Origin of the sequence: Pontibacter rugosus (assembly GCF_042678745.1) — a bacterium.
In the GTDB taxonomy this organism is placed as follows: domain Bacteria; phylum Bacteroidota; class Bacteroidia; order Cytophagales; family Hymenobacteraceae; genus Pontibacter; species Pontibacter rugosus.
In genome coordinates this window covers 1-21,056 of the sequence record NZ_JBHTLD010000022.1, presented here as the reverse complement: position 1 = coordinate 21,056, position 21,056 = coordinate 1, and the positions used below count along the sequence as shown (strand labels likewise).

General features: G+C 46.5%; 18 protein-coding genes and 1 riboswitch. Of the genes, 7 read left to right on the top strand and 11 right to left on the bottom strand.

Annotated features, from left to right (window positions below):
- Positions 1-16: 16 nt before the first annotated feature.
- Entirely contained in the window at positions 17-649 is a 633-nt protein-coding gene (locus tag ACFQ2O_RS04330; protein WP_377523184.1) for a GNAT family N-acetyltransferase, read from the bottom strand.
- Positions 650-780: 131 nt separating this feature from the next.
- Here ACFQ2O_RS04330 and ACFQ2O_RS04325 point away from each other — a divergent pair, with 131 nt between their 5' ends.
- Positions 781-1,686 (top strand): SDR family NAD(P)-dependent oxidoreductase, encoded by a 906-nt coding sequence (locus ACFQ2O_RS04325; RefSeq protein WP_377523183.1) that lies wholly within the window; start codon positions 781-783, stop codon positions 1,684-1,686.
- A gap of 257 nt (positions 1,687-1,943) precedes the next feature.
- Here the strand turns inward: ACFQ2O_RS04325 and ACFQ2O_RS04320 are convergent, their stop codons facing one another.
- The 9 genes from ACFQ2O_RS04320 to ACFQ2O_RS04280 form a co-directional block, all read right to left on the bottom strand.
- A complete protein-coding gene (locus ACFQ2O_RS04320; RefSeq protein ID WP_377523182.1) occupies positions 1,944-2,372 on the bottom strand; it encodes a hypothetical protein in 429 nt (142 codons plus the stop codon).
- A gap of 168 nt (positions 2,373-2,540) precedes the next feature.
- Positions 2,541-3,506, bottom strand: coding sequence for an AAA family ATPase (locus ACFQ2O_RS04315; RefSeq protein WP_377523181.1), 966 nt, complete (start codon positions 3,504-3,506; stop codon positions 2,541-2,543).
- A gap of 6 nt (positions 3,507-3,512) precedes the next feature.
- Positions 3,513-4,877, bottom strand: a complete 1,365-nt coding sequence (locus tag ACFQ2O_RS04310) for a peptidylprolyl isomerase (RefSeq protein ID WP_377523180.1) — start codon at positions 4,875-4,877, stop codon at positions 3,513-3,515.
- A 99-nt stretch (positions 4,878-4,976) separates the two neighbouring features.
- The gene (locus ACFQ2O_RS04305; protein ID WP_377523179.1) at positions 4,977-7,277 is read right to left on the bottom strand and encodes a peptidylprolyl isomerase; all 2,301 of its coding nucleotides are present in this window, start codon (positions 7,275-7,277) and stop codon (positions 4,977-4,979) included.
- A gap of 163 nt (positions 7,278-7,440) precedes the next feature.
- Positions 7,441-7,851, bottom strand: a complete 411-nt coding sequence (locus ACFQ2O_RS04300) for an ATP-binding protein (RefSeq protein WP_377523178.1) — start codon at positions 7,849-7,851, stop codon at positions 7,441-7,443.
- Entirely contained in the window at positions 7,844-8,182 is a 339-nt protein-coding gene (locus tag ACFQ2O_RS04295; protein WP_377523177.1) for an STAS domain-containing protein, read from the bottom strand. The genes ACFQ2O_RS04300 and ACFQ2O_RS04295 overlap by 8 nt, the downstream gene beginning before the upstream one ends.
- 20 nt (positions 8,183-8,202) lie before the next feature.
- On the bottom strand, positions 8,203-10,269 hold the full coding sequence (locus ACFQ2O_RS04290) for a GAF domain-containing SpoIIE family protein phosphatase (protein WP_377523176.1): 2,067 nt from the start codon (positions 10,267-10,269) through the stop codon (positions 8,203-8,205).
- A 352-nt stretch (positions 10,270-10,621) separates the two neighbouring features.
- Positions 10,622-12,091, bottom strand: coding sequence for an IMP dehydrogenase (guaB, locus tag ACFQ2O_RS04285; RefSeq protein WP_377523175.1), 1,470 nt, complete (start codon positions 12,089-12,091; stop codon positions 10,622-10,624).
- Positions 12,092-12,608: 517 nt separating this feature from the next.
- On the bottom strand, positions 12,609-12,926 hold the full coding sequence (locus ACFQ2O_RS04280) for a rhodanese-like domain-containing protein (RefSeq protein WP_377523174.1): 318 nt from the start codon (positions 12,924-12,926) through the stop codon (positions 12,609-12,611).
- A 126-nt stretch (positions 12,927-13,052) separates the two neighbouring features.
- On the opposite strand from ACFQ2O_RS04280, the gene pnuC reads away from it, so the two are divergent.
- From pnuC to ACFQ2O_RS04260, 4 genes are all read left to right on the top strand, one after another.
- Positions 13,053-13,790 (top strand): nicotinamide riboside transporter PnuC, encoded by a 738-nt coding sequence (gene pnuC, locus ACFQ2O_RS04275; RefSeq protein ID WP_377523173.1) that lies wholly within the window; start codon positions 13,053-13,055, stop codon positions 13,788-13,790.
- 187 nt (positions 13,791-13,977) lie between these two features.
- Complete coding sequence (locus tag ACFQ2O_RS04270; RefSeq protein WP_377523172.1) at positions 13,978-14,154, top strand: hypothetical protein; 177 nt, start codon at positions 13,978-13,980, stop codon at positions 14,152-14,154.
- 243 nt (positions 14,155-14,397) lie between these two features.
- Complete coding sequence (locus ACFQ2O_RS04265) at positions 14,398-14,925, top strand: AAA family ATPase (RefSeq protein ID WP_377523171.1); 528 nt, start codon at positions 14,398-14,400, stop codon at positions 14,923-14,925.
- A gap of 4 nt (positions 14,926-14,929) precedes the next feature.
- On the top strand, positions 14,930-15,805 hold the full coding sequence (locus ACFQ2O_RS04260) for an aldose 1-epimerase family protein (protein WP_377523170.1): 876 nt from the start codon (positions 14,930-14,932) through the stop codon (positions 15,803-15,805).
- Between the two features lie 131 nt (positions 15,806-15,936).
- Here the strand turns inward: ACFQ2O_RS04260 and ACFQ2O_RS04255 are convergent, their stop codons facing one another.
- A complete protein-coding gene (locus ACFQ2O_RS04255; protein ID WP_377523169.1) occupies positions 15,937-16,185 on the bottom strand; it encodes a hypothetical protein in 249 nt (82 codons plus the stop codon).
- A gap of 229 nt (positions 16,186-16,414) precedes the next feature.
- A riboswitch (TPP riboswitch) is annotated at positions 16,415-16,511 on the top strand.
- 59 nt (positions 16,512-16,570) lie between these two features.
- Here ACFQ2O_RS04255 and ACFQ2O_RS04250 point away from each other — a divergent pair.
- Positions 16,571-19,060, top strand: a complete 2,490-nt coding sequence (locus ACFQ2O_RS04250; RefSeq protein WP_377523168.1) for a TonB-dependent receptor — start codon at positions 16,571-16,573, stop codon at positions 19,058-19,060.
- Positions 19,061-19,392: 332 nt separating this feature from the next.
- Positions 19,393-20,571, top strand: a complete 1,179-nt coding sequence (locus tag ACFQ2O_RS04245) for an acyl-CoA dehydrogenase family protein (protein WP_377523167.1) — start codon at positions 19,393-19,395, stop codon at positions 20,569-20,571.
- The last annotated feature ends 485 nt before the right edge of the window (positions 20,572-21,056 follow it).

Genomic DNA, 21,056 nt, shown 5'->3' with positions numbered 1-21,056 from the left:
AAATCAAACCTGCTTATCAGATAACAGCAGCAGAATGCGTTTCCTGCTGTTGCTGTTGAACCTGCTCAAAATCAGACCGGGTAAGGCCGTAATAGCTAAGGTCTAGTAGTTCTTCAGCATCGGTACCACGAAAATCACTGCGCAACACACCTTCTTTCCTGAAGCCGCATTCCTGAGCTAGTTCTCCATAGCTTACGTTGGTGCTGGTGCATCTAAGGTATAGCTTATTCATGCCAAGCTTATCGAAAGCAAACGAAAGCACTTCGTCTAAGGCTTCCTGGGCGAGCTGGTGCGTAGTGGGCCAATCTTTAAAGTATAACCCGACCTCAGCCTTAGGCACAGACCTGTCCAGATTCTTTAGAGCGATGTTTCCGATATAAGTGCCGTCTTGTTTTAGCCATACACCAAAGTCAAACGTTCTGCGGTTTTCCCAGTCAGAGCGCAGCTGGCGTATCTGAGATCTTGCATCATCGAGCGCTTTTACCCGGGCAACCCTTTTTGAAAAGGCAGGAGCAAGATATAAGTGGTTTTCCTGCAGCAGGCGCATAAAGTCGTTCTCATCACCTTCCTGATAGGGGCGTAGTGTTAGGTTAAGTGTTTTTATCTGCTCCTCGAGAGCCTCGGGTAGTGTGTTGTAGAGAAAGCTCATATGATTAAAGTTTGTGGGTGAAAATGGGGCGCCTAAATTTTAGCATACGTTAACCACCCGAAAACGTGCAGCTACTTGTTCAGGTGTGCGGTTTTCCAAAACTGCTTTGTAATGATTGCCGTTTCATAAAAGTGAGTAAAAATATAAACGAAGGACTTAACTACGAAAACAAAATGGGAAACAGACTTGAAGGAAAAGTAGCGATTGTAACAGGCGGTGGAGCAGGTATAGGCGAAGCCATTAGTAAGAAGTTCGCTAAAGAGGGAGCAAAGGTAATAGTGGCTGGTTTGCCAGAAGATCCGGTAGAAGATGTGGTGAAAGGTATACAGGAGGAGGGAGGCACTGCCACTCCGTTCAAAGGAGACCTTTCCTCGTTGGCGATAGCGCAAACTTGTGTAGAACTGGCGGTAAAGCAATATGGCAAGCTGGATATCCTGATCAACAATGCAGGCACGTTTCCGGAAACTAACATGCTGCCGGATTTTACAGAAGAAGCGTTTGACTACCTATTGAAGAACAATATTAAGACAACCTTTGCCATGAGCCGCGCAGCATTGCCCGAATTGCAGAAAACGAAGGGCAACATTGTAACAGCGGGCTCAGAGTCTGGAGTGTTGGGTATCGCCCAGAATGCTCCTTACGGTGGCACTAAGGGCTTTAACCATGCCTTCACCAAAGGACTGGCAGCAGAGCAGGCGCAGAACGGGGTGCGTTGTAATATTGTTGCCCCAGGGCCTATTGATACGGGCTGGACGCACAAAGAGACGGGCCCAATGGATAAGCAAATGGAGAAAATGGTAACGCAAGGAACGTTGATGGGCCGAAGAGGTACACCAGAGGAGGTAGCCAATGTATACCTGTTCCTGGCATCATACGAAGCTTCTTACGTAACCGGAGCCATATGGCCTGTTGACGGTGGTACGCTCATAGCCAAAGGCCCTGCCGGTGACCAGGCAGCCGATAGTATGAAGCAGCAACCGAAAGACGATCTGAACCTAGAGCACTCTAAAGACAGCCACACGTCGATACGGAAGTAAAGCCTGGTAGGCGTAGGCAGTTAGATTATCGATCAGCTCCAGCCCTTCTGTCATCTCGGCGATAGGAGAGATCTATACTTAATATTATGAAGAGATCTCTCTTAACATCGAGATGACATTAGATTTAAATTGCTTCGTAGCGGGCAAAACGCTCACAGGAGCTGCGCACGTTGCGAAGTTTAAAGGAACACGTATAAACAGCAAAGCCGCTGACCTTGAGAAAAGGCAGCGGCTTTGCTGTTTTTGTTATGGCTATACTATGCGTTTAGGAACGGATAGCTAAAATGCTTCGGGCTGTGCAGGTTTTGCTGGATCATCATTACATCCAACGTATGAGCTGCCTCTTTGAAATACTCCAGGCGGCGGTACAGCATCTCTTTCTGCAGTACAGTGCCCGTTGCGGTCTTCATGTAAGCTCTTTTATCTTCCAGCACGCGCTGCATTACCTGGTTTACTTGCTCTTCGTGTTGGGCATACCACTGCTGGAAATCAAACAGGCGTGCAGCACCGGGTGTAGCAGAATTAAACTCCAGCCCATGCAGGCGCAGTACATCAGCCAATAGGTTTAACTCCAGTGGAATAGAAGTGTTGTATGGCATAGAGCGCACTTCCAGTTTACTGTTAAGTGCACCAGCTACAGTTGCCAGGTTATCTTTAAAGCGAAAGAAAAGTGCAGCCGCCTCCATATATCTTATGTGGTAATGTGAGAAAATTGTATGACTGCAAAATTACACCAATTTGACTTACATCCAATTTATGTCAATTTTGAATGAGTGACTTCTGAATAACTGAATAATTAAGCAATGTTGAAGTATAAATCTGCACGCATTCACAAATCAGTTATTCAAAATTACCTATAGCATCTCTTGGATAAGTTGCTCTACTGTAATGCCCTCGGCTTCAGCTTTAAAATTACGTACGATGCGGTGGCGCAGGATAGGCAAAGCAACAGCCTGTACGTCCTCTATATCCGGGCTATACTTGCCGTTCAAAATCGCATTGCATTTAGCACCGACTATCAGGTGCTGTGATGCCCTTGGGCCAGCACCCCATTCCAGGAACTGATTAGCCTGCGGAGAAGCCATAGGCATGTTGGGGCGTGTTTTGTGTACTAACTGCACCGCATACTCTACCACATTATCTACCACAGGCACACGGCGGACCAACTGCTGAAAAGCAAGTATGTCATCGGCATGAAGTATTTTCTGAAGCTCGTTGAGCACAACGCCTGTTGTGTTTTTCACAATCTGAAGTTCAGACTCGTAGCTAGGGTAGCCCAACGTGATGTTGAACATAAAACGGTCTAGCTGGGCTTCTGGCAGGGGGTAGGTTCCTTCCTGCTCAATTGGGTTTTGCGTGGCGAGCACAAAGAAAGGCTTTGGCAGGGTATACCTGTGGCCGGCTACTGTAACAGCATGCTCCTGCATAGCTTCGAGTAAAGCGGCCTGTGTTTTAGGTGGCGTGCGGTTTATTTCGTCAGCCAGAACAATGTTGGCAAAGATGGCGCCTTTTACAAATTTAAAGTTGCGGTCATTGTCCAGTGTTTCGGCACCAACAATGTCTGATGGCATGAGATCCGGTGTAAACTGCACCCGGTTAAAACTCATGTCGAGTGTAGAAGCAATGGTTTGTATAAGTAGTGTTTTGGCCAGGCCCGGAACACCAACCAAAAGGCAGTGCCCCTGACAAAAAACAGCTGTGAGTACTAATCTTACTACGTCATCCTGCCCTACAATAACCCGGGAAATTTCAGAAGTAAGCTCCTGGTAAGTACGGTGTAGCGCGTCGGCTGCTTCTTTGTCAGAGGTGAACTGCGTCATGTTTAGTTATTGCGTTAGTTGGAGTCCTCCACAGTGTTCGTACTCCGGATCGATGTCGATGTATACGGTATCAATATTCTTTCTGAACCATTCGTTTACGGCTTTGCTACGCTTCTGCGCCAGGGCTGCATTGGCTATCTTCTGATAGTCATCATTAAGGTTGGCCAGGTGTGGCTTTGATTTAGACTTCAGGTAGATGATGCGCATTGCTTCCTGGCCATCGGGTGTTGTAAACGGAATTGGCTTTGATATTTCACCTACCTGCATGGTGTCAATTACAAAGAAAATGGCTGGATCTACCTGATCCATGGGCGTATAAGTAGATCCTGTGGCGCGGCTGGTAATCATACCACCGTTATCCTTTGTATTCTTGTCGTCAGAATATTCTTTGGCAGCTTTGGCAAATGTTAAGCTGTCACTCATGATCATCGAACGTACATTTACTAGCTTCTCGGCAGCAGCGGCAATATCTACTGTGGCTGTTGCGGGCTTAATAAGAATGTGACGCGTATTAAATTCCTGTCCCCGGCGCTCAATCAGCTGAATCAGGTGGAAACCGAACTGCGACTCAATTACATTGGACATGCCACCTGGCTCCAGGCGCAAGGCTGCTGCCTCATACTCTGGCACCAGCTCTTTTTTCTTGAAGAAGCCAAGTTCTCCACCTGCCTGGGCAGAACCCGGATCCTGAGAAAACTGCTTAGCCAAAGTTGCAAAATCTTCACCGGCAAGTATACGCTTGCGTAAGTCTTCCAGTTTCTGGCGTGCCTCCTGTTTCTGCTCACGCCCAATTTCAGCGTAAGATACTATCTGGCCGATTTCTACTTCTGTAGAGAAGTAAGGGAGGCTGTCTTTGGGGATAGCATTAAAATATTTCTTAATTTCTTTAGGTGTAACAGTTACTTTGCTTGTGATCTCACGCTGCATTTTCTCCATCACCATTTGCTCTCGCACAGTTTTGCGCAGTTCGTCGCGCAACTGCTTTAAGCTTTTGTTGTAATACTGCTCCAGTCGATCGGTACCACCTACCTGGCTGGCCAGGTAATCTATACGCTGGTTCAGTTCGCTGTTTACCATGCCGTCTTCAACTGTTACAGAGTCTACCTGCGCACGAGCAAGCAGGAGCTTATCTTGTAAAAGTGACGTGAAAATCTGGCATTTAAGGTCTTCGTTTGGCTGTTGCTTTGACTGGGCAAGGTACTGAAGGTAACCAAACTCTAAATCAGAGCGAAGCACTACGTTGCTGTTTACTTTAGCAATGATACCGTCTACCTTGCTTTGTACAGGTCCTTGGGCAGATGCCGTAATACACAATGCAACAAAGCAAATTAGAGCAAAGGCTGATTTGGCAAATTGATGAATATTTTTCAAGATAATTTGATGTTTTATACTTCCGCTGAAAATCAACGTTAAAATTACTTCTTTATTCTGAATTACCCGAAAAGCATAACAAGAACGGTGTGAACCAACTTATTGCCTAACGAGCTTACTTACTTCCTCCTGCTTTATTGTTACAGGATACTTCTGACGCAACTCTTTTACCCACTGCTCTTCCAGGTAGTTCTGGTAGTCCGAGATAGCTAAGCCACGTACTTCGTCAAGTTCTTTATAACCAGGTTCTAGCACATCTTTGATGATGATAAGGTACTCTCTGCCATTCTGCTGTGCCGTGTAGGTTCCCGGCTTCCAGTTTACAGCATCCAGTGCTTTGTTATCACCACGTTGAAACTTCTTTTCTGTGATTTGCACACCCAATGGGTTGCTCTTGTTCATGTTGTCTGCAAGTGCACCTAGTTCCGAAGTATAGAGGGTAAAAGACACACGGCGATTACGGCGGCGACCAGTTTCTGTGTTATCAGGGCCTGCCTGCTTACGCGTGCCAAGAACACTGGTGCTAACCTGTGCTGCTGCTACACCTTGCTGTTGCAGGTAAGCAACTGCTGCCTTAGCACGTGCCTCAGCCAGAGAGGCTGCCTCGCGGGCATCTGTGTGTCCGTTCACGTCCAGCGTTAGCTCTTCGTTTGTCTGTAGTAGTTGTGCCAGCTCATCTAGCTTAGCTTTTCCTTCAGCGCTTAAAACAGCCTTATTTTGCTCAAACAGCACATCTGTTAACTTCGCAAAGCTTACAGGGTAGCGGCGCTTATCCATTTGCTGCTGTACCTGCTGTAATAGGTCTTTGTTGGCAGCGCTGATTACAATGGCGTCGGCACGCTCTCCCCATTTATACTTGTCTCGGTTCTGATTAAAATAAGAAAGCAACCCTACCGAGTCTTCCACGGCTTTAGACCATACTTTCTCATCCATCAACTGGAAAAGCAAAATGCCATCGTGGTACTCCTGCACCAGCATCCTGTAGTCATCATACTTGTTGCCCAGGTTTGCTTTTTCGTACTCTAGCAAGCTTTTATCTACATAGCTGTTGTAAAGCAGGTTTAGGGCATGTTCAGCCGAGCCGGAAGTGCGTGGGCGTTGCTGCTCCTGCACATAAGCATAAAAATCGCCGATGGTATAGGCTTTGCCCTGTATGGAAAACAATGTTTGCTTAAGGGTTTTATCGTTCTGATCGTAGCTCCAGTTAGCTTGCAGCAAGGCATCTGTTGCCTTTGCCATGGCAGTAGCTTTAGCCTCGGCACTTTCTGAGAAGCTGTTTTCCTGTTTGATGCGTTTCTGAAAGGCGGTTTTATTTAATTCAGAACGGGAGTCTTTGGCAATCTTGTTGCGCAGGTACTGTTCCATTTCTTCATAAGGAGGCAGGCCACGCTTTTCTATCAATTTAACAATGTGCCAGCCATAAGGAGTGTACACTGGTTTAGCCACTTCTCCTGGTTTTTGCAGCCCAAATGCAGCTTCCTCAAAAGAAGGAATCATGCGACCTGTTCCGAACCAAGGTAGCTCACCGCCGTTGTTAGCGGTATTTGCATCCTCAGAGAATTCTGTAGCCAGTTTTTCCCAGTTCTCGCCTTTCTGAACGCGGCGGTAAATAGCATCTACGCGTTGTTTGGCAGCCAAAGAGTCAGCAGCAGGGGCACCCGGAGTAGAACGCACCATTATATGTGCTACCCTGGCCTCGCCGCGAGCTTCTCTTTTATCATTAACTTTTAGCAGGTGATAGCCAAAGCGCGTACGCACAGGCATCGAGATTTGCCCTGCAGCAGTTTTGTAAGCTGCATCTTCAAACGGATAAACCATTTGTAAGGCGGTGAAATATCCCAGCTCACCGCTGTTATCGGCAGCAGATGGGTCTTGTGAATTTTGCTTTGCAAGTTTTCCGAAATCTTCTCCGTTTTGCGCGCGCTTACGCAGCTCCATTATACGGTTATAGGCAGCCAGTGTATCTTGGGGAGCAGCATCAGGTTGCAGCGAGATGAGTATATGCGAAGCATTTACTTCCTGCTTCATGCGCTCATATGCCTCACGCACCAGTTGGTCTGTTACGCTTTTTTCGGTTAAGTAAGGCTGTGCCAGCTGCTCTTTGTATCCTTCCAGTTCGCGCTTAAAGGCCGTAGTGGTATCCAAGCCCCGGCTCTCGGCCTCCATTACCTTTAGCTTAAAGTTAGTATAAAGGTTCAGGTAATCATTTATACTTTGGCTGGTATAGGCATCCTCGTTTCCGCTGTTGTTCTTTTCATAAACATAGCGGAATTCAGAAGTGGATATAGGTTGGGTGCCGAGTGTGGCAACTGCGGATTCTCTGGTGTCGTTCTTCTTTGTTGCGGTACAGCCTGCAATGGTAAGGGCTGCTACCGCAACAAGTAGGTGATTGCTGCGCATAAGTTGATTTAAAACAAGCTTTTGTTTAGCTGATCTAGGATCAGGGTATGCAATTTTAATTAAAATTTCTGACAGATAAGCCAAAAACTATAACCATAATCCTATTAATCAGGCTTTCGTTCCCGGATAACGGGAAATGCGCAGCTAAAGTATGTAAGTAGCTTTAAACGATTTTTTTATAAAGCAGGCAGATATTCTTGTTGCCTTTTGTGGAGAACTCTACTTTGTCCATGATGCGGTTTACCAGTGCAATGCCTACACCGCCTTTTTTTCCAATGCGGATATGTTCCTCAATATTGGGCTCTTTGTAGTTAGAGCGTTCAAAAGCGACACCCTCATCTGTAATCTCAAACTTTACCTGACCTTTTAGCTTGTGTATGGTCAGTGTAATGTGCTTTTCAGGATTTTCGTGGTTGGCATGTATGATGAGGTTCGCACATATCTCATCTACTGCCAGCACGATTTGGTTCATCAGAATATCTGAAAGCGCAAGCGTTCGCAGGTATTCTGTTACAAAGTCCCGTATCAGCTTCAGGTTTTTTTTAGTACAATTTACCCGAATGGAATTATTCATTTGCAATGCTTCTTGCTTCCTCGTAATCAGAGACGATGGTCATCAGCAGGTCGAGGCCAAGAATCTCAAACACGTTACGAACTTTATCTTGCATGTTATAAAAGATGAGTTTAATCTGGGCATCCTCAAAACGTTGCAGGTGTGAGATAAACACGCCAAGGCCAGCAGAAGAAATATAGTCAAGATTCTGACAGTCTACCAGCACCTTGCTGTGTTGCATGATTTCAGGATCAGACAATTCTTCGTCTAACTGTACAGAGGAGCTGGCGTCCAGCTCGCCATCCAGCGTCATGATGACGGTGTTTTCTTTGATTTCTTGTGTAATTTTCATCGGCATACTTTACGGCTTAATCATGTGTTAGGTTGAGTGGGTTTAAACTTTATCACCATTAGTGTCTGGTCGTCATAGAGATTATCAGGGCCTGTGAAATCCTGTAAATCGTTTATGATGGCCCACTTTATATCATCAGCCTCCAGGTGATACGTTTGCTTTAGCATGTATAGCAACCTCTCTTCTCCATATTCATCGTTTGCTGCATTACGGGCCTCTACTATACCATCTGTATACATCACCATCACATCTTCGGGGTTGTAGTCATAAAACATCTCCCGTATGTGGTTTGAATAGCTCTTGTCCCGGATTATGCCTAGTCCCAGGCCCTCCGTCTGAAAGTAAAACACCTCATCCATCATGGAGTTGTAATACAGCGTGTGGCAATGGCCGGCACGCGCAAATACAAAGCCCTTCATTCGGTAGTCGATAATGTATAGCGCAGAAGTGATGAAAGAGGTTCGCTCCAGACACCTGCTTAAGGCACTGTTTGCCTGTTTCATAAACTCACTGGGAGCCATGTCCTGTTGCATCAGCCCATGAAAAATGCCTTTCATCTGTGCCATATGGAAGGCCGCCGAAATTCCCTTGCCCGAAACATCGCCAATAATAATGGCAATACGGGATTCGCTTAGCTGCAGGAAATCGTAAAAATCGCCTCCTACTTCTTTGGCGGCTGCCGAATGGGTGCTTATTTCAAACCAGCTATCCGTAGGGAATGTTTTAGGTATAAGGCTTTCCTGTACCTGGGTGGCAATTTTTAGCTCTTCTTTATAACGCTCGGTTTGTAGCGAATCATTTACCAGGCGCAGGTTTTCAATAGTAAGCGTTGTCTGGCTGGTGAAGGTGCGTAGTACATTTACGGTTTCCCTGTCAAAGCCGCCTTCTATGTCTTTCAGCAAGTATAAAACGCCCGATAAATACTTATATGATTTGATCGGAAGTATAACCATCGATTTCCAGGGCAGCAGCAGTTCACGGAAGCCCGGGTTGCGGCTAAGGTTATTGTTGATGTAGTCGATGTTGTGAATGTTGTACGCCAGTAGCAGGTGCCTGATTCGGCTGATTTGGTCGGCATCTATGTTAAGCAGGTGCGAAACATGCGGCTCTCCGTTTCGAATGAGTTCAAACCAAGAAGCACTGGCGTCTGCTGCTTTTATGGTGCTATCGAACAGCATATCGTACACCTGTGGTTCGCTCTGGCCTTGTTGTATGGATTGGCTCAACCTCTGGAAATTAAGCAAGTCTTCGCTTTTTTGCTCAAATACACTGGAGGTAGGTAAGCTAAACAGCGAAACCAGAAAAGCAGCCAGCGAATACAGCCCTACAAAAAGCATGGCCAGCAGCAGAAAGCCAACATCAGTATAGTCTATAACCAGGTTAGGGCTATCAGCTGTGTTTTTAAAGAAGCGCACAAAGATGTAACAGCTAAGCAGGATAGCCCCCAGCAGCACCAGAGAGCGGCTTTTGTTATTGAACGTGAGGTATGCTACCCACTTCAGGTTTGTGCACAGAAAGAGTATGTAGAAGCTCATCAGGGCCAACAGGGGCAAAAAGATGTAGCTGGTATACTTAAAGTTGAAGATGGTGAGTAGGAGAGTGGCAGCTAATAAAAGCTCAAACCAGTCCCATGCAATCTGCAGAAACTTGTTTTTATGGTACAGCAGCAGCACTTTCCAGATATAGAATGCCTTGGACAGGAACAGCACCATTAACCCAAAGTTGATCTGATAGACCAGGTGCAGCAGGAGCGAGGACTGTGTTTCTGAGTAGTTGGAGTATACCCGATAGCCCAGATAGAGCGCAACGCTTAAGTATGCCGCCACACCTGCCCTTGAAAACAGGTTCCAGAGGTAGCCTATAAAGTCGATACCCTTCAGTGATTCAGTCTGCAGCCGCTGAAACAGAAATACAGAGACAATAAATATGACTATCAGTAAATTGCTGAGAAAGGGTAACGCAAATTTTGGTACGCCATTGCCAGCCATAGTGCTTTCGGCACTAAGCAGCACAAAAGAAAGCAGCAGTAGCCAGCTTACGATTGCAGAGGTAACCAGTAAAGATTTTGCGTTATTTTTGTATAGCATAAAACGGAAGTCCGTCTTTTATTTACCACGACCGAATATGGTTCTCCCTAGCTGAAATCAAAGTGAAGGTAAGAAAAAAATCAGCTCTTTGGCTAAGGCGTCGGGTCCTGTTTGAAAAATCACCTTGCATAACGTAAATATTATAGCGTAGGTTGGCATTATTTCCGCAAGGGCCGCCACACATGTTATGGTGGCCTCAATTTAAAACAATGCAGCCAGGGCAGTGCCCTGGCTGCATTGTTTTAAGAGCATGATTGATCTTTATTCGTTGCGCTAGCAAAAACTGTATTCAATCAGCCTCTAAGAATAAAAATACAGCCTGGCTCTTTTTAGGCTGTCAGTATGCTATAACCTAGCGGCTATAGTTAGGGGCTTCACGCATAATCTGCACATCGTGCGGATGGCTTTCGCGAAGGCCTGCGCCACTTATCTTCACCATCTTAGAGTTCCACAGGTCGTCTATTCTGGCCGTGCCGCAATAGCCCATGCCTGCTCTGATGCCCCCTACCAGTTGGTAGATAACCTCGCTCACATAACCTTTATAAGGCACACGGCCCACAATACCTTCCGGCACTAATTTCTTGTTGTCTTTCTCGTCACCCTGGAAGTAGCGGTCTTTAGAACCATCTTCCATAGCCTCAACAGAGCCCATGCCACGGTAGGTTTTAAACTTACGGCCTTCGTAGATAAGCATTTCGCCTGGGGCTTCTTCTGTGCCGGCTAGTAACGAGCCAATCATAACGGTGCTGGCACCACCTGCAAGGGCTTTCACAATATCGCCCGAAAACTTAATGCCGCCATCAGCGACAACCGGAACACCTGTGCCTTCGAGCCCGCGTGCAGCCTCCATTACAGCTGAAAGCTGCGGCACACCTATACCGGCAATCACGCGGGTAGTACAGATACTGCCTGGGCCGACACCTACTTTCACAGCATCAGCTCCGGCATCAGCAAGCGCTTTGGCACCTTCGGCAGTAGCTATATTTCCGGCAATAATATCTACGTTCGGATAAGTGTCTTTTATCTTTCTTACTGCTTCCAGCACTCCTTTGGAGTGGCCGTGGGCTGTGTCTACGCTTATCACGTCTACGCCAGCATCAACCAGGGCTTTTACCCGGTCCAGCACATCAGGTGTTACGCCAACGGCAGCACCAACACGCAGGCGGCCAAACTCATCTTTGCAGGCAAACGGACGATCTTTTTTCTTCAGAATATCTTTGTAGGTAATCAAGCCGGCCAGCTTTCCATCTTTATCTACAACAGGCAGCTTTTCGATTTTATACTCTTGCAGAATGTCTTCTGCTTTAGAGAGATCAGTACCTTTTTGTGCTGTTATGAGGTTTTGCGTTGTCATAACTGAAGTAACAGACTGCGTAAGATCTTTTTCGAAGCGCAGGTCACGGTTGGTGATGATACCTGTCAGCTTACCGTCGTTGTTCACAATCGGAATACCGCCAATCTTATTCTCAGTCATGATCTGCACGGCATCGCCGAGCGTAGCACTTTCGTTTAGCGTGATAGGGTCCAGAATCATACCGCTTTCAGAGCGCTTAACTTTGCGCACCTGTGCAGCCTGCTTCTTGATAGACATGTTTTTATGGATAATGCCAATACCGCCTTCCTGTGCCATTGCTATAGCTAAATCAGCTTCTGTAACAGTATCCATCGCAGCTGAAATAAGCGGCGTATTGATTCGGATGTTACGGGTAAGCTGAGAGGAAGTATCAGTTTGGTGTGGAAGCACCTCGGAGTATGCCGGGAGCAGAAGCACGTCATCGTAGGTAAGTGCTTCAAATAAAATCTTAGACTGATCAGAGCGCATGGCAAATAAATTAGGGGTTATTATTTGCCGCGTAAAGTTACAGAAACTTTTATGGATAAGTATGAAACTAGCCGTGTAATTTTTCTGAAGTTTTTCATGACAACTGTTTTGACCTCCAGTAATTACTGTCTCTTTCAGGATTTCTGCCTCCAACACGTTTATTTCTGTAGTTATGCCTATCCAAGTATAAGAGCTGTAGTTTGAATTACACAGGTGAACTCACTCCTCCGAGAAGGGGGATTTTAGATGTTTCTACTTTACAAAGTATGGATTTTATAACTGACGGTATCTTGCGGTCAGGTCGTGACCCGTCCCTACAGGTGTTTCTACTGGATTGTTTGCAGTCCCTGATCTAGTTATGTCGCAAGTTTAGCGGAGCGTAACTTGTGACGGGGCATGTGGCAAGTTTTCAACTTGCTTTCTGCGTGAGCAGAAATGGAGCCGTACCAGAGGTAGTCCAAGACATAAGCGGACGCTTGCACCAGAAAGAGCCTGAATCAAGTTTACCTGAGAAACATTAATAAACAGCCATTCCAGGATCAACCTGCGTTGCCCAGGCATGAATCCCGCCCTTTAAGTTCAACAAATTCTCAAACCCAAGCCGCTGCGTGAGGTAGTTGATGGCCTGTGCGCTTCTGAAACCATGATGGCACACAACCACAACAGGAATATCCCGGCGTATACGGGCAGACTGTTTTGGCAGGTCACCTAACGGAATGAGCTCGCCGCCCAGGTTGCAAATCTCAAACTCCTCCGGCTCCCGCACATCTATTAGCTGCATATTATTGCTCCGCGACAGCCTCTCCTTCAACTCCTGTGCTGTAATCTCATCCATGGTTCCTGTTTTATGCTGATTGCTCTAAGTATAAAGTAGTGCCACACGAATAGATTTGTTGCACCATCAGGCAAAATTAACATGCTTTTATTTACACGAGCAGGTTTGGGGGTGTAAATTGCAGCAATGGAAACAGTACAAAGTATGGTGGCAGCTTCTCAGGTTGCCTTTTCTTCGGCTGCGCCCGGGCAGCTGCACGTTCTTTTGCTGATGCTGGCAGAAGTAAGTATAGCGCAGCTGTGGGAACAGTTTTTAACAGGGATGCAGCAAACTTCTGCACTCGAGTATATTGCTGTAATTGCAGGCATTGTCAGCGTATGGTACTCCAGAAAAGAGAATATCCTGGTTTATCCCATTGGCTTGATCAGCACCACTATTTACGTGTACTTAAGTTATAAGTATCATCTGATAGGGGAGGCAAGCGTGAATGTATACTACACAGTTCTTAGCGTGTACGGTTGGGTGCTGTGGTCGAGGAGAAACCAGCAGGAGGAGCATGTGCTGCAAATAACTTTTTCTAACCAGAAGCAGTGGATGCAGCAACTGGCTTTTTGTGCAGGCTTGTATGTGGTGATCTACTTTTGCCTCGTTTACCTGCAGAATGCTTTTTACGAAGGCGTTATACCTTGGGCGGATGCTTTTGCCAGTGCCACCGCGTATACGGGTATGTGGCTGATGGCAAAAAAGAAAGTTGAAAGCTGGTACTGGTGGATACTAACAAACATTGCCTCTATTCCGCTATACTTTGTTAAGGGATTGATTTTTACCTCTGTGTTTTACTTTGTGCTGCTCGTAATGGCTGTAGCAGGGCTTATAGAATGGAAAAAAAGAGCGAAAGCACGAACTTCCTTAACAGCTGCTTAAGCTCTACTAAGTATGATTTTCTGGGAATAAGGCGCATAATTATGCATGCTTTTGGTATAGTCATATATTATCAAGCGATAGTTTAAATCCGGCAGGTGTAGAACAACGTACACTGACTTACCAACCGTACCTATTGCTGCGACCCCACACCGGGCGTAGTTTGTATAACCACTAACGATGCAGCACCATGAAACAACGTAAACTTGAATTACCAGAAGAACTGAAATTCGAGAACCGAATGAAATGGGGTTACGAGTCGCCGGACGAGAGCCCTAAAAAGATTCTTCTGAGGCAGTACGGAGTTAAAAAAGCAAAGCCAGTGGAGGTGTATAATTTCTATGGCTACAGCTTCTCTGAAAATTAGATTAAAAAGGCTGCCTCAACGGTAGCCTTTTACTTTTATACGTCCTCATCTAGGTTAAACCTTCTCTCCTTTATACTCACCTTCTGTATCTGCTGCTCAAACTGCTCTTTTATCCTCTCAATAAACGCCCTATAACAGCTGTGGCAGGTGTAAAAGTTATTGGCCGGCAAGCGGTGCTAAAGCAAGTATGGCTATCTTTAGGCGCAGTAAAAATAAACCAGGTTCTCTACTGCCGTTTTCATTATGATCAAAATTGCTATTACCGGGCCCGAGTCTACAGGTAAGTCTACGCTGGCAGAGCAACTGGCAGAAATATATAAAACTGTATGGGTGCCGGAGTACGCACGCAGCTATGTGGGCAACCTTGGCAGGTCTTATATCTTAAAAGACATAGAAGCCATTGCCCACGGGCAACTGGCCTTGGAAAAGCAGGTGGCACAGCAAGCAGATACACTACTTTTTGCCGATACAGACATGCTGGTGCTTAAAATATGGAGTGAACACGCCTTTGGCCACTGCCCCGATTGGATTCAGCAGCAACTACAGACTCAAGGTTATAACCTTTACCTGCTTATGGGCGTTGATTTGCCCTGGGAGCCAGATCCACAGCGTGAGCACCCGCACCTGCGTCAGTACTTTTACGACTGGTATAAACGGGAGCTAGAAGTGCTACAGGTGCCTTTTGCAGAAATACGAGGGCAGCAAGAGGAGCGTCTGCAAAGTGCCTGTGCTCATGTAGATGCGCTGCTCCAGAAAATCAAACAAACATAGAAACATGCTATACTTCCTAGAGAACGATAATTATAAAGTGGGCGTCGATACACTTGGCGCTGAACTTCACCACTTCATCAAAAAAGATGAAAACCTGGAGTTTATCTGGCAAGCTGATCCGAAAGTATGGGCGGGGCATGCACCTAACCTTTTCCCGATAGTAGGGGAGCTGCCAGGGCAGCAGTATACTTTTGAAGATAAAGTATATGAAATGAAGCGGCATGGTTTTGCACGCCGCAAAGAGTTTAAGCTTGTAAATGAGAAAAGCGATAAGCTTGTATTTGAGTTGACAGAAGACGAAGAAACGCTGGCGCAGTACCCTTTCCAGTTCAGGTTGCTGATTGCTTATACACTTGATGAGAACAGGCTATCTGTGTCCTATCATGTTACCAACAGCAGCGAGCAAGCTTTATACTTTTCAGTAGGAGGACACCCGGGCTTTAAGGTACCGTTTTACCCGGGCGAGCGGTATGAGGACTACTTTATAGAATTCGAGCAGGAAGAAACACTGCACCGCCACCTGCTAACCGATCAAGGCTTGCTGAGCGGAGAGACAGAGCTGATACTGGAGCAGGGCAGCGTGTTACCGCTAAACCCAAGCTTCTTTGATAAAGACGCGCTGGTGCTGAAACGCCTGAAATCAGAGAAAGTATTGTTAGGCAGCCCTGCTAGTGCACGCCGTATAGAAGTTGCCTTCAAGGATTTTCCTTACTTGGGCATTTGGGCAAAGCCAGATACTACACAATATGTTTGCATAGAGCCCTGGTGTGGCATAGCCAGCCGCGAAGGAGAGAGCGGAGAGCTAAAGGAAAAAGAAGGAATCAACCAGTTGGCGCCGGGGCAATCGTTTGAGCGCACTTATAGTATAACTGTTTTATAAAATCCTCGCTGCAAGTATAGCTAAGCGTTGCTATAGCAGCTTTCTTCATTTTGGTAAACAAAGAATCCCTGGTTGTGCATAGTGTATGTGCAGCCAGGGATTTATCTTGTAATGAGAATGAGACAGGAAGCTCAGTGCAACGAAGGTTCAGGAAACTTTGGCACTTTTATTCTTCTGATGTCATACGTGGGCTCGTAATCATTGATAGGCAGAGAAATTCCCGGTGGTAAATCAAGGTCAGGTAAATCATCTCCTAAAGGTTCTCCTCCATCATCGTCGTTGTCAGTGGATGGTGGGCGGTTAAATTTTTTACGGGGGGCAAAGGCGTAATATGCCAGTATGGTTAATAATGCTATTGTGTATAATATGCTGATCATCATTATGGTTCTGCTTTAATAATTCTACTTCTGCTAATCTTTCTGCAAGGCAGAAATCCTTACGACGGGTGGTAAAGAATAATGTGCCTCAGTTAAGTTTTACAACGTACTTTTCGGTTAAGTGGTTATCCATCAGCACTAAAATTTAGTGACTTGTCTGCTGCTGTGGGTGATGGGATTTTCAAGTATAAATAATCTAAGTTTTGATTTCAGTGTAGAGGCCCGTACCTTTGCAGCAGTTTAGGGGTGCCTTAATAAAACGGGCTGAGATCATACCCATTGAACCTGATCCGGGTAATGCTGGCGAAGGGAAAACGGTAAACGAAATGTAGCGGGTTGCAAACCCCTGGCATACCTGCATTTTCGGATTTTTCTTTTACAGATTACAATGAACAAATTCTTATTTGCAGTACTGGCAATCCTTTTGCCGCTGCAACTGCTTGCCCAGTACCAGCTGAGCGGCCGTATAAGTAATGCAGCTACGGGTGGTGGGCTTACTGGTGCTACGGTCGTACTGGAGCGCACGGGTACAGGTGCTACAACAGGTGCTGCTGGTGACTTCTCCTTTCCTAACCTCCCAGCCGGAGCTTATACTTTAAAAATAAGCTTCCTGGGTTTTCAAGAACAAAAGCTAAACGTAAACCTGCAGCAGGATACCAACCTCAACATCATCCTAAAGCAGAAAGCGATGCAGGCAAGTGAGGTATTAGTGCAGGCCACACGTGCCGACGAGCGTACGGGTACCACCTTTACCAACGTTACCCGCGAAGAAATTGAGGAACGCAACTTCGGACAAGACCTGCCATACCTGCTGGAGCAAACGCCGTCGGTGGTGGTAAACTCTGATGCAGGTGGAGGCGTGGGTTATACCGGCATCCGCATTCGTGGCTCTGACATTACCCGCATCAATGTAACCGTAAATGGTATACCTGTGAATGATGCCGAGAGCCACGGCGTATTTTTCGTGAACATGCCTGATTTTGCCTCTTCGGTGCAGGATATACAGGTGCAGCGCGGGGTAGGTACTTCCACGAACGGGGCTGGTGCTTTTGGCGCAAGTATAAATATCCAGACAGAGCGCGTACGCCGCGAAGCTTACGCCGAGACAGACAATACCTACGGCTCTTTCGACACCTGGAAGAACAACATCCGCTTCGGTACTGGTTTGATTAATGGTAAGTTTGCTTTTGATGGCCGCCTATCCCGGATTAAGTCTGATGGCTACATAGATCGCGCTTCTTCTGACTTAAAATCGCTATACTTCTCGGGCGGTTACTATGGCGATAAAACAACTGTTAAGTTCATCACATTTTCTGGCCAAGAAAAAACCTACCAAGCCTGGTATGGCACCCCGGAAGCATTGGTGTACGGCAATACCACAGATTTGCAGAATTACATAGACAGAAACGGGATTGAGGGTGAAGACCGGGAGAACCTGCTTTCATCCGGCCGCACCTACAATTACTACACTTACGATAACCAAACCGACAATTACCAGCAGGACCATTACCAGCTGCACCTGTCGCATGATTTTATGCCGGGACTTAGCTTTTCTGGTGCGCTGCACTATACCTATGGTCGTGGCTACTACGAGGAGTTTAAAGGACAAGACGACCTGTCTGACTATGGTTTGCCAAGTATAGAGATAGGCGGGGAGACAATAGAAGTCTCTGATATTATCCGCCGCCGCTGGCTTGATAACGATTTCTATGGCGTAACCTATGCTTTGCAGTATAACCCGAACCAGCGCCTGAACGCTACGTTGGGCGGTGCCTGGAACAGGTACGACGGCAGCCATTTTGGTGAGATCATCTGGGCTCAGTATGCACCTACCGCTAACATTCGCGACAGGTACTATGATAACGATGGGCAAAAAACTGACTTCAACGTGTTTGCTAAAGCCAGCTATGGCCTTACAGATAAGCTGAGTGTTTTTGGGGACCTGCAGCTGCGCACGGTGAAGTATGAGTTTTTGGGCTTTGACAATGATGGCGATAATATCACCCAAGATGCCGATTATTCTTTCTGGAACCCTAAAGCAGGTATAACCTACAGCTTGCAGCCGGAGCACCAGTTTTATGCCTCTTACGCCATTGGTAACCGTGAACCCGTACGCGACGATTTTACAGAGTCTACTCCAGCTAGCCGGCCAAAGCACGAGACGCTGCGCAATGTGGAGGCTGGGTACCGTGGTGTATTCGGAGTAGGAGAATTATTCGGTACAGCGTTGACAGCAGATGTAGAGGCAAACTACTTCTACATGAACTATAAAAACCAGTTGGTGTTAACTGGCCAGATTAATGATGTAGGAGCCTATACGCGTACCAATATTGATAAAAGCTACCGCCAAGGGATAGAGTTTGCCGGTACGGTAAGCTTAGGTAGCAGAGCAAGTGTGCGCAGCAGCATTACCTACAGCGAGAACAAAATCGAAGATTTTACCGAGTTCGTAGATGCTACTGAGGTTGTGGATGGTGAAGAGCAGTATTATCAGGTTGAAAACACTTATAATAGTTCTTCTATTGCTTTCTCACCAGACTGGATAACCAACACACAGCTGGAAGTGGAAGTGGTGAAAGGTCTCCGTGCCGCCTTCATCTATAAAACGGTAAGCCAGCAGTACCTCGATAACACCGAGAATGAGAACAGAATTATACCCGCCTACCAGGTAGGAGATGTGCGTCTGCGCTACAACATCGGTTTTAAAAATATGCTGAAGGAACTCGAGTTAGGCCTGCTGATCAGCAACGTGTTTAATGAAAAGTATGCAGCAAATGGCTATACCTACAGCTATATCTATGGCGAACAGTATACAGAGAACTTCTATTATCCGCAGGCTACGCGCAACTACCTGCTGTCTGTTGGGCTAAAGTTTTAAGTACAGGTTTATACTTGATGAAGGAGCCCTGCTGAATTGGTGGGGCTTTTTTTTGTGAAGCAGGATTTGCAGGATGGTAAAGGAAGAGCAGGGTTATACTTGTTAAGTATCTTAGATTAAGCGACAACACTTGCCGGCAGCTCTCAAAATTTAATATATGATGCTAATAGAGCATAGTTAAATGCCAGTTTATACTTCTGTAGTTAATAACAGTTAAAACCTAAATTACTCAATCCTGTTAATCCTTTACAATCCTGCAAATCCTGATTCTGACAATTCAGTTAAAATTTTATCTTTGCGTAATACCCTTACCCAAACCTTAAGACAAAGCTATGGCATACGAATCAGCAGGAGCTCCTGACTACTATAACATTGATGATTTATTAACGGAAGAAAACAAGCTTGTTCGGCAGTCGATGCGCGACTTCGTGAAGCGCGAGATATCACCTTACATTGAGCAATGGGCGCAGGACGCGCATTTCCCGTCTGAGATCGTGAAGAAGTTCGGTGATGTAGGCGCCTTTGGCCCAACTATTCCGACTGAGTATGGCGGCGGCGGCCTCGACTACATCAGCTACGGCATCGTTATGCAGGAGATTGAGCGCGGCGACTCTGGTATGCGCTCTACGGCTTCGGTACAAGGGTCTTTGGTGATGTACCCGATTTACAAGTATGGCTCTGAGGAGCAGCGCAAGAAATTCCTGCCAAAGCTGGCAAGCGGAGAGTGGCTGGGTTGCTTCGGCCTAACAGAACCAGATCACGGCTCTAACCCGGGCGGCATGACCACCAATATCAAAGACATGGGCGACCATTACCTGCTAAACGGTGCCAAGATGTGGATTTCTAACTCTCCAGAGTGCCAGGTAGCGGTAGTGTGGGCGAAGAACGAAGAGGGGCGCATAAAAGGCTTGATTGTAGAGCGAGGTATGGAAGGCTTCACTACGCCAGAAATCCACAATAAGTGGAGCCTACGAGCCAGCACAACAGGTGAGTTGGTTTTTGATAATGTGAAAGTGCCGAAAGAGAACCTGCTGCCAAACATAGAAGGCCTGCGCGGCCCACTCGGTTGTTTAGATTCGGCCCGTTACGGTATTTCATGGGGTGCTATCGGAGCGGCTATCGACTGCTATGAGTCAGCTAGAAAGTATAGTATGGAGCGTATTCAGTTTGATAAACCGATAGGTGGCTTCCAACTCACGCAGAAGAAGCTGGCTGAGATGTTAACTGAGATTACAAAGGCACAGCTGCTGGCTTGGCGCCTAGGCACGCTCATGAACGAAGGTAAAGCTACTACGCAGCAAATATCGATGGCCAAACGCAACAACGTAGACATGGCGCTGCACATTGCCCGAGAAGCACGCCAGATACATGGTGGCATGGGCATAACGGGGGAGTACCCGATCATGCGCCACATGATGAACCTGGAATCGGTGATCACTTACGAAGGTACGCACGACATTCACCTGCTCATTACAGGTGCTGATATCACTGGTATACCTGCATTTAAATAGGTCGTTATTTATGATTTTAAAGAAAGGCAGCTACGAGAGTAGCTGCCTTTCTTGCTTTCCTGCAGCACCACCCTACTCCTGGCTCATTTGAGGAGTGTAACTTCAACTTCAGCTGAAGCCGTTTCGCAAGTATAAGTTTCATGGCTGCTGTTGTCCAACCACCCCTAGCCCTAGGACGAGGGCCCGCTCATATAGGGCCCTATCCCAGCCGTGAGCGCTCCATAGCCAAAGGTGAAACAATGTGTATTTGGGAGCTGGAGGATGAAAGGCAGCTAGGAAAGATAGCTTGGATGAAGGAAGCAGGAAGTAGAGGCAAAGGATTATGGCCGAGGCTGTACAGGTATGGCTCTGCGAGCCAGTAGAGCTGTAAGCTCTACACCATAGTAGGCACTAGCTGCAATCTAGCACCAGCGGGACCAGCTTGAGGCAGCGGAGGATTAAGAGGATAGATTATATCAATTACTAATTTAGTTAGATATTTGAAA

What these genes read in the sequence shown, in the direction of transcription:
- guaB (WP_377523175.1), bottom strand. Translation starts at nt 12,091, where the DNA reads ATGCGCTCTGATCAGTCTAAGATTTTATTTGAAGCACTTACCTACGAT.
- ACFQ2O_RS04250 (WP_377523168.1), top strand. Translation starts at nt 16,571, where the DNA reads ATGAACAAATTCTTATTTGCAGTACTGGCAATCCTTTTGCCGCTGCAA.
- ACFQ2O_RS04295 (WP_377523177.1), bottom strand. Translation starts at nt 8,182, where the DNA reads ATGAAAATTACACAAGAAATCAAAGAAAACACCGTCATCATGACGCTG.
- ACFQ2O_RS04300 (WP_377523178.1), bottom strand. Translation starts at nt 7,851, where the DNA reads ATGAATAATTCCATTCGGGTAAATTGTACTAAAAAAAACCTGAAGCTG.
- ACFQ2O_RS04260 (WP_377523170.1), top strand. Translation starts at nt 14,930, where the DNA reads ATGCTATACTTCCTAGAGAACGATAATTATAAAGTGGGCGTCGATACA.
- ACFQ2O_RS04280 (WP_377523174.1), bottom strand. Translation starts at nt 12,926, where the DNA reads ATGGATGAGATTACAGCACAGGAGTTGAAGGAGAGGCTGTCGCGGAGC.
- ACFQ2O_RS04270 (WP_377523172.1), top strand. Translation starts at nt 13,978, where the DNA reads ATGAAACAACGTAAACTTGAATTACCAGAAGAACTGAAATTCGAGAAC.
- ACFQ2O_RS04320 (WP_377523182.1), bottom strand. Translation starts at nt 2,372, where the DNA reads ATGGAGGCGGCTGCACTTTTCTTTCGCTTTAAAGATAACCTGGCAACT.
- ACFQ2O_RS04330 (WP_377523184.1), bottom strand. Translation starts at nt 649, where the DNA reads ATGAGCTTTCTCTACAACACACTACCCGAGGCTCTCGAGGAGCAGATA.
- ACFQ2O_RS04315 (WP_377523181.1), bottom strand. Translation starts at nt 3,506, where the DNA reads ATGACGCAGTTCACCTCTGACAAAGAAGCAGCCGACGCGCTACACCGT.
- ACFQ2O_RS04245 (WP_377523167.1), top strand. Translation starts at nt 19,393, where the DNA reads ATGGCATACGAATCAGCAGGAGCTCCTGACTACTATAACATTGATGAT.
- ACFQ2O_RS04265 (WP_377523171.1), top strand. Translation starts at nt 14,398, where the DNA reads ATGATCAAAATTGCTATTACCGGGCCCGAGTCTACAGGTAAGTCTACG.
- ACFQ2O_RS04305 (WP_377523179.1), bottom strand. Translation starts at nt 7,277, where the DNA reads ATGCGCAGCAATCACCTACTTGTTGCGGTAGCAGCCCTTACCATTGCA.
- ACFQ2O_RS04255 (WP_377523169.1), bottom strand. Translation starts at nt 16,185, where the DNA reads ATGATGATCAGCATATTATACACAATAGCATTATTAACCATACTGGCA.
- pnuC (WP_377523173.1), top strand. Translation starts at nt 13,053, where the DNA reads ATGGAAACAGTACAAAGTATGGTGGCAGCTTCTCAGGTTGCCTTTTCT.
- ACFQ2O_RS04290 (WP_377523176.1), bottom strand. Translation starts at nt 10,269, where the DNA reads ATGCTATACAAAAATAACGCAAAATCTTTACTGGTTACCTCTGCAATC.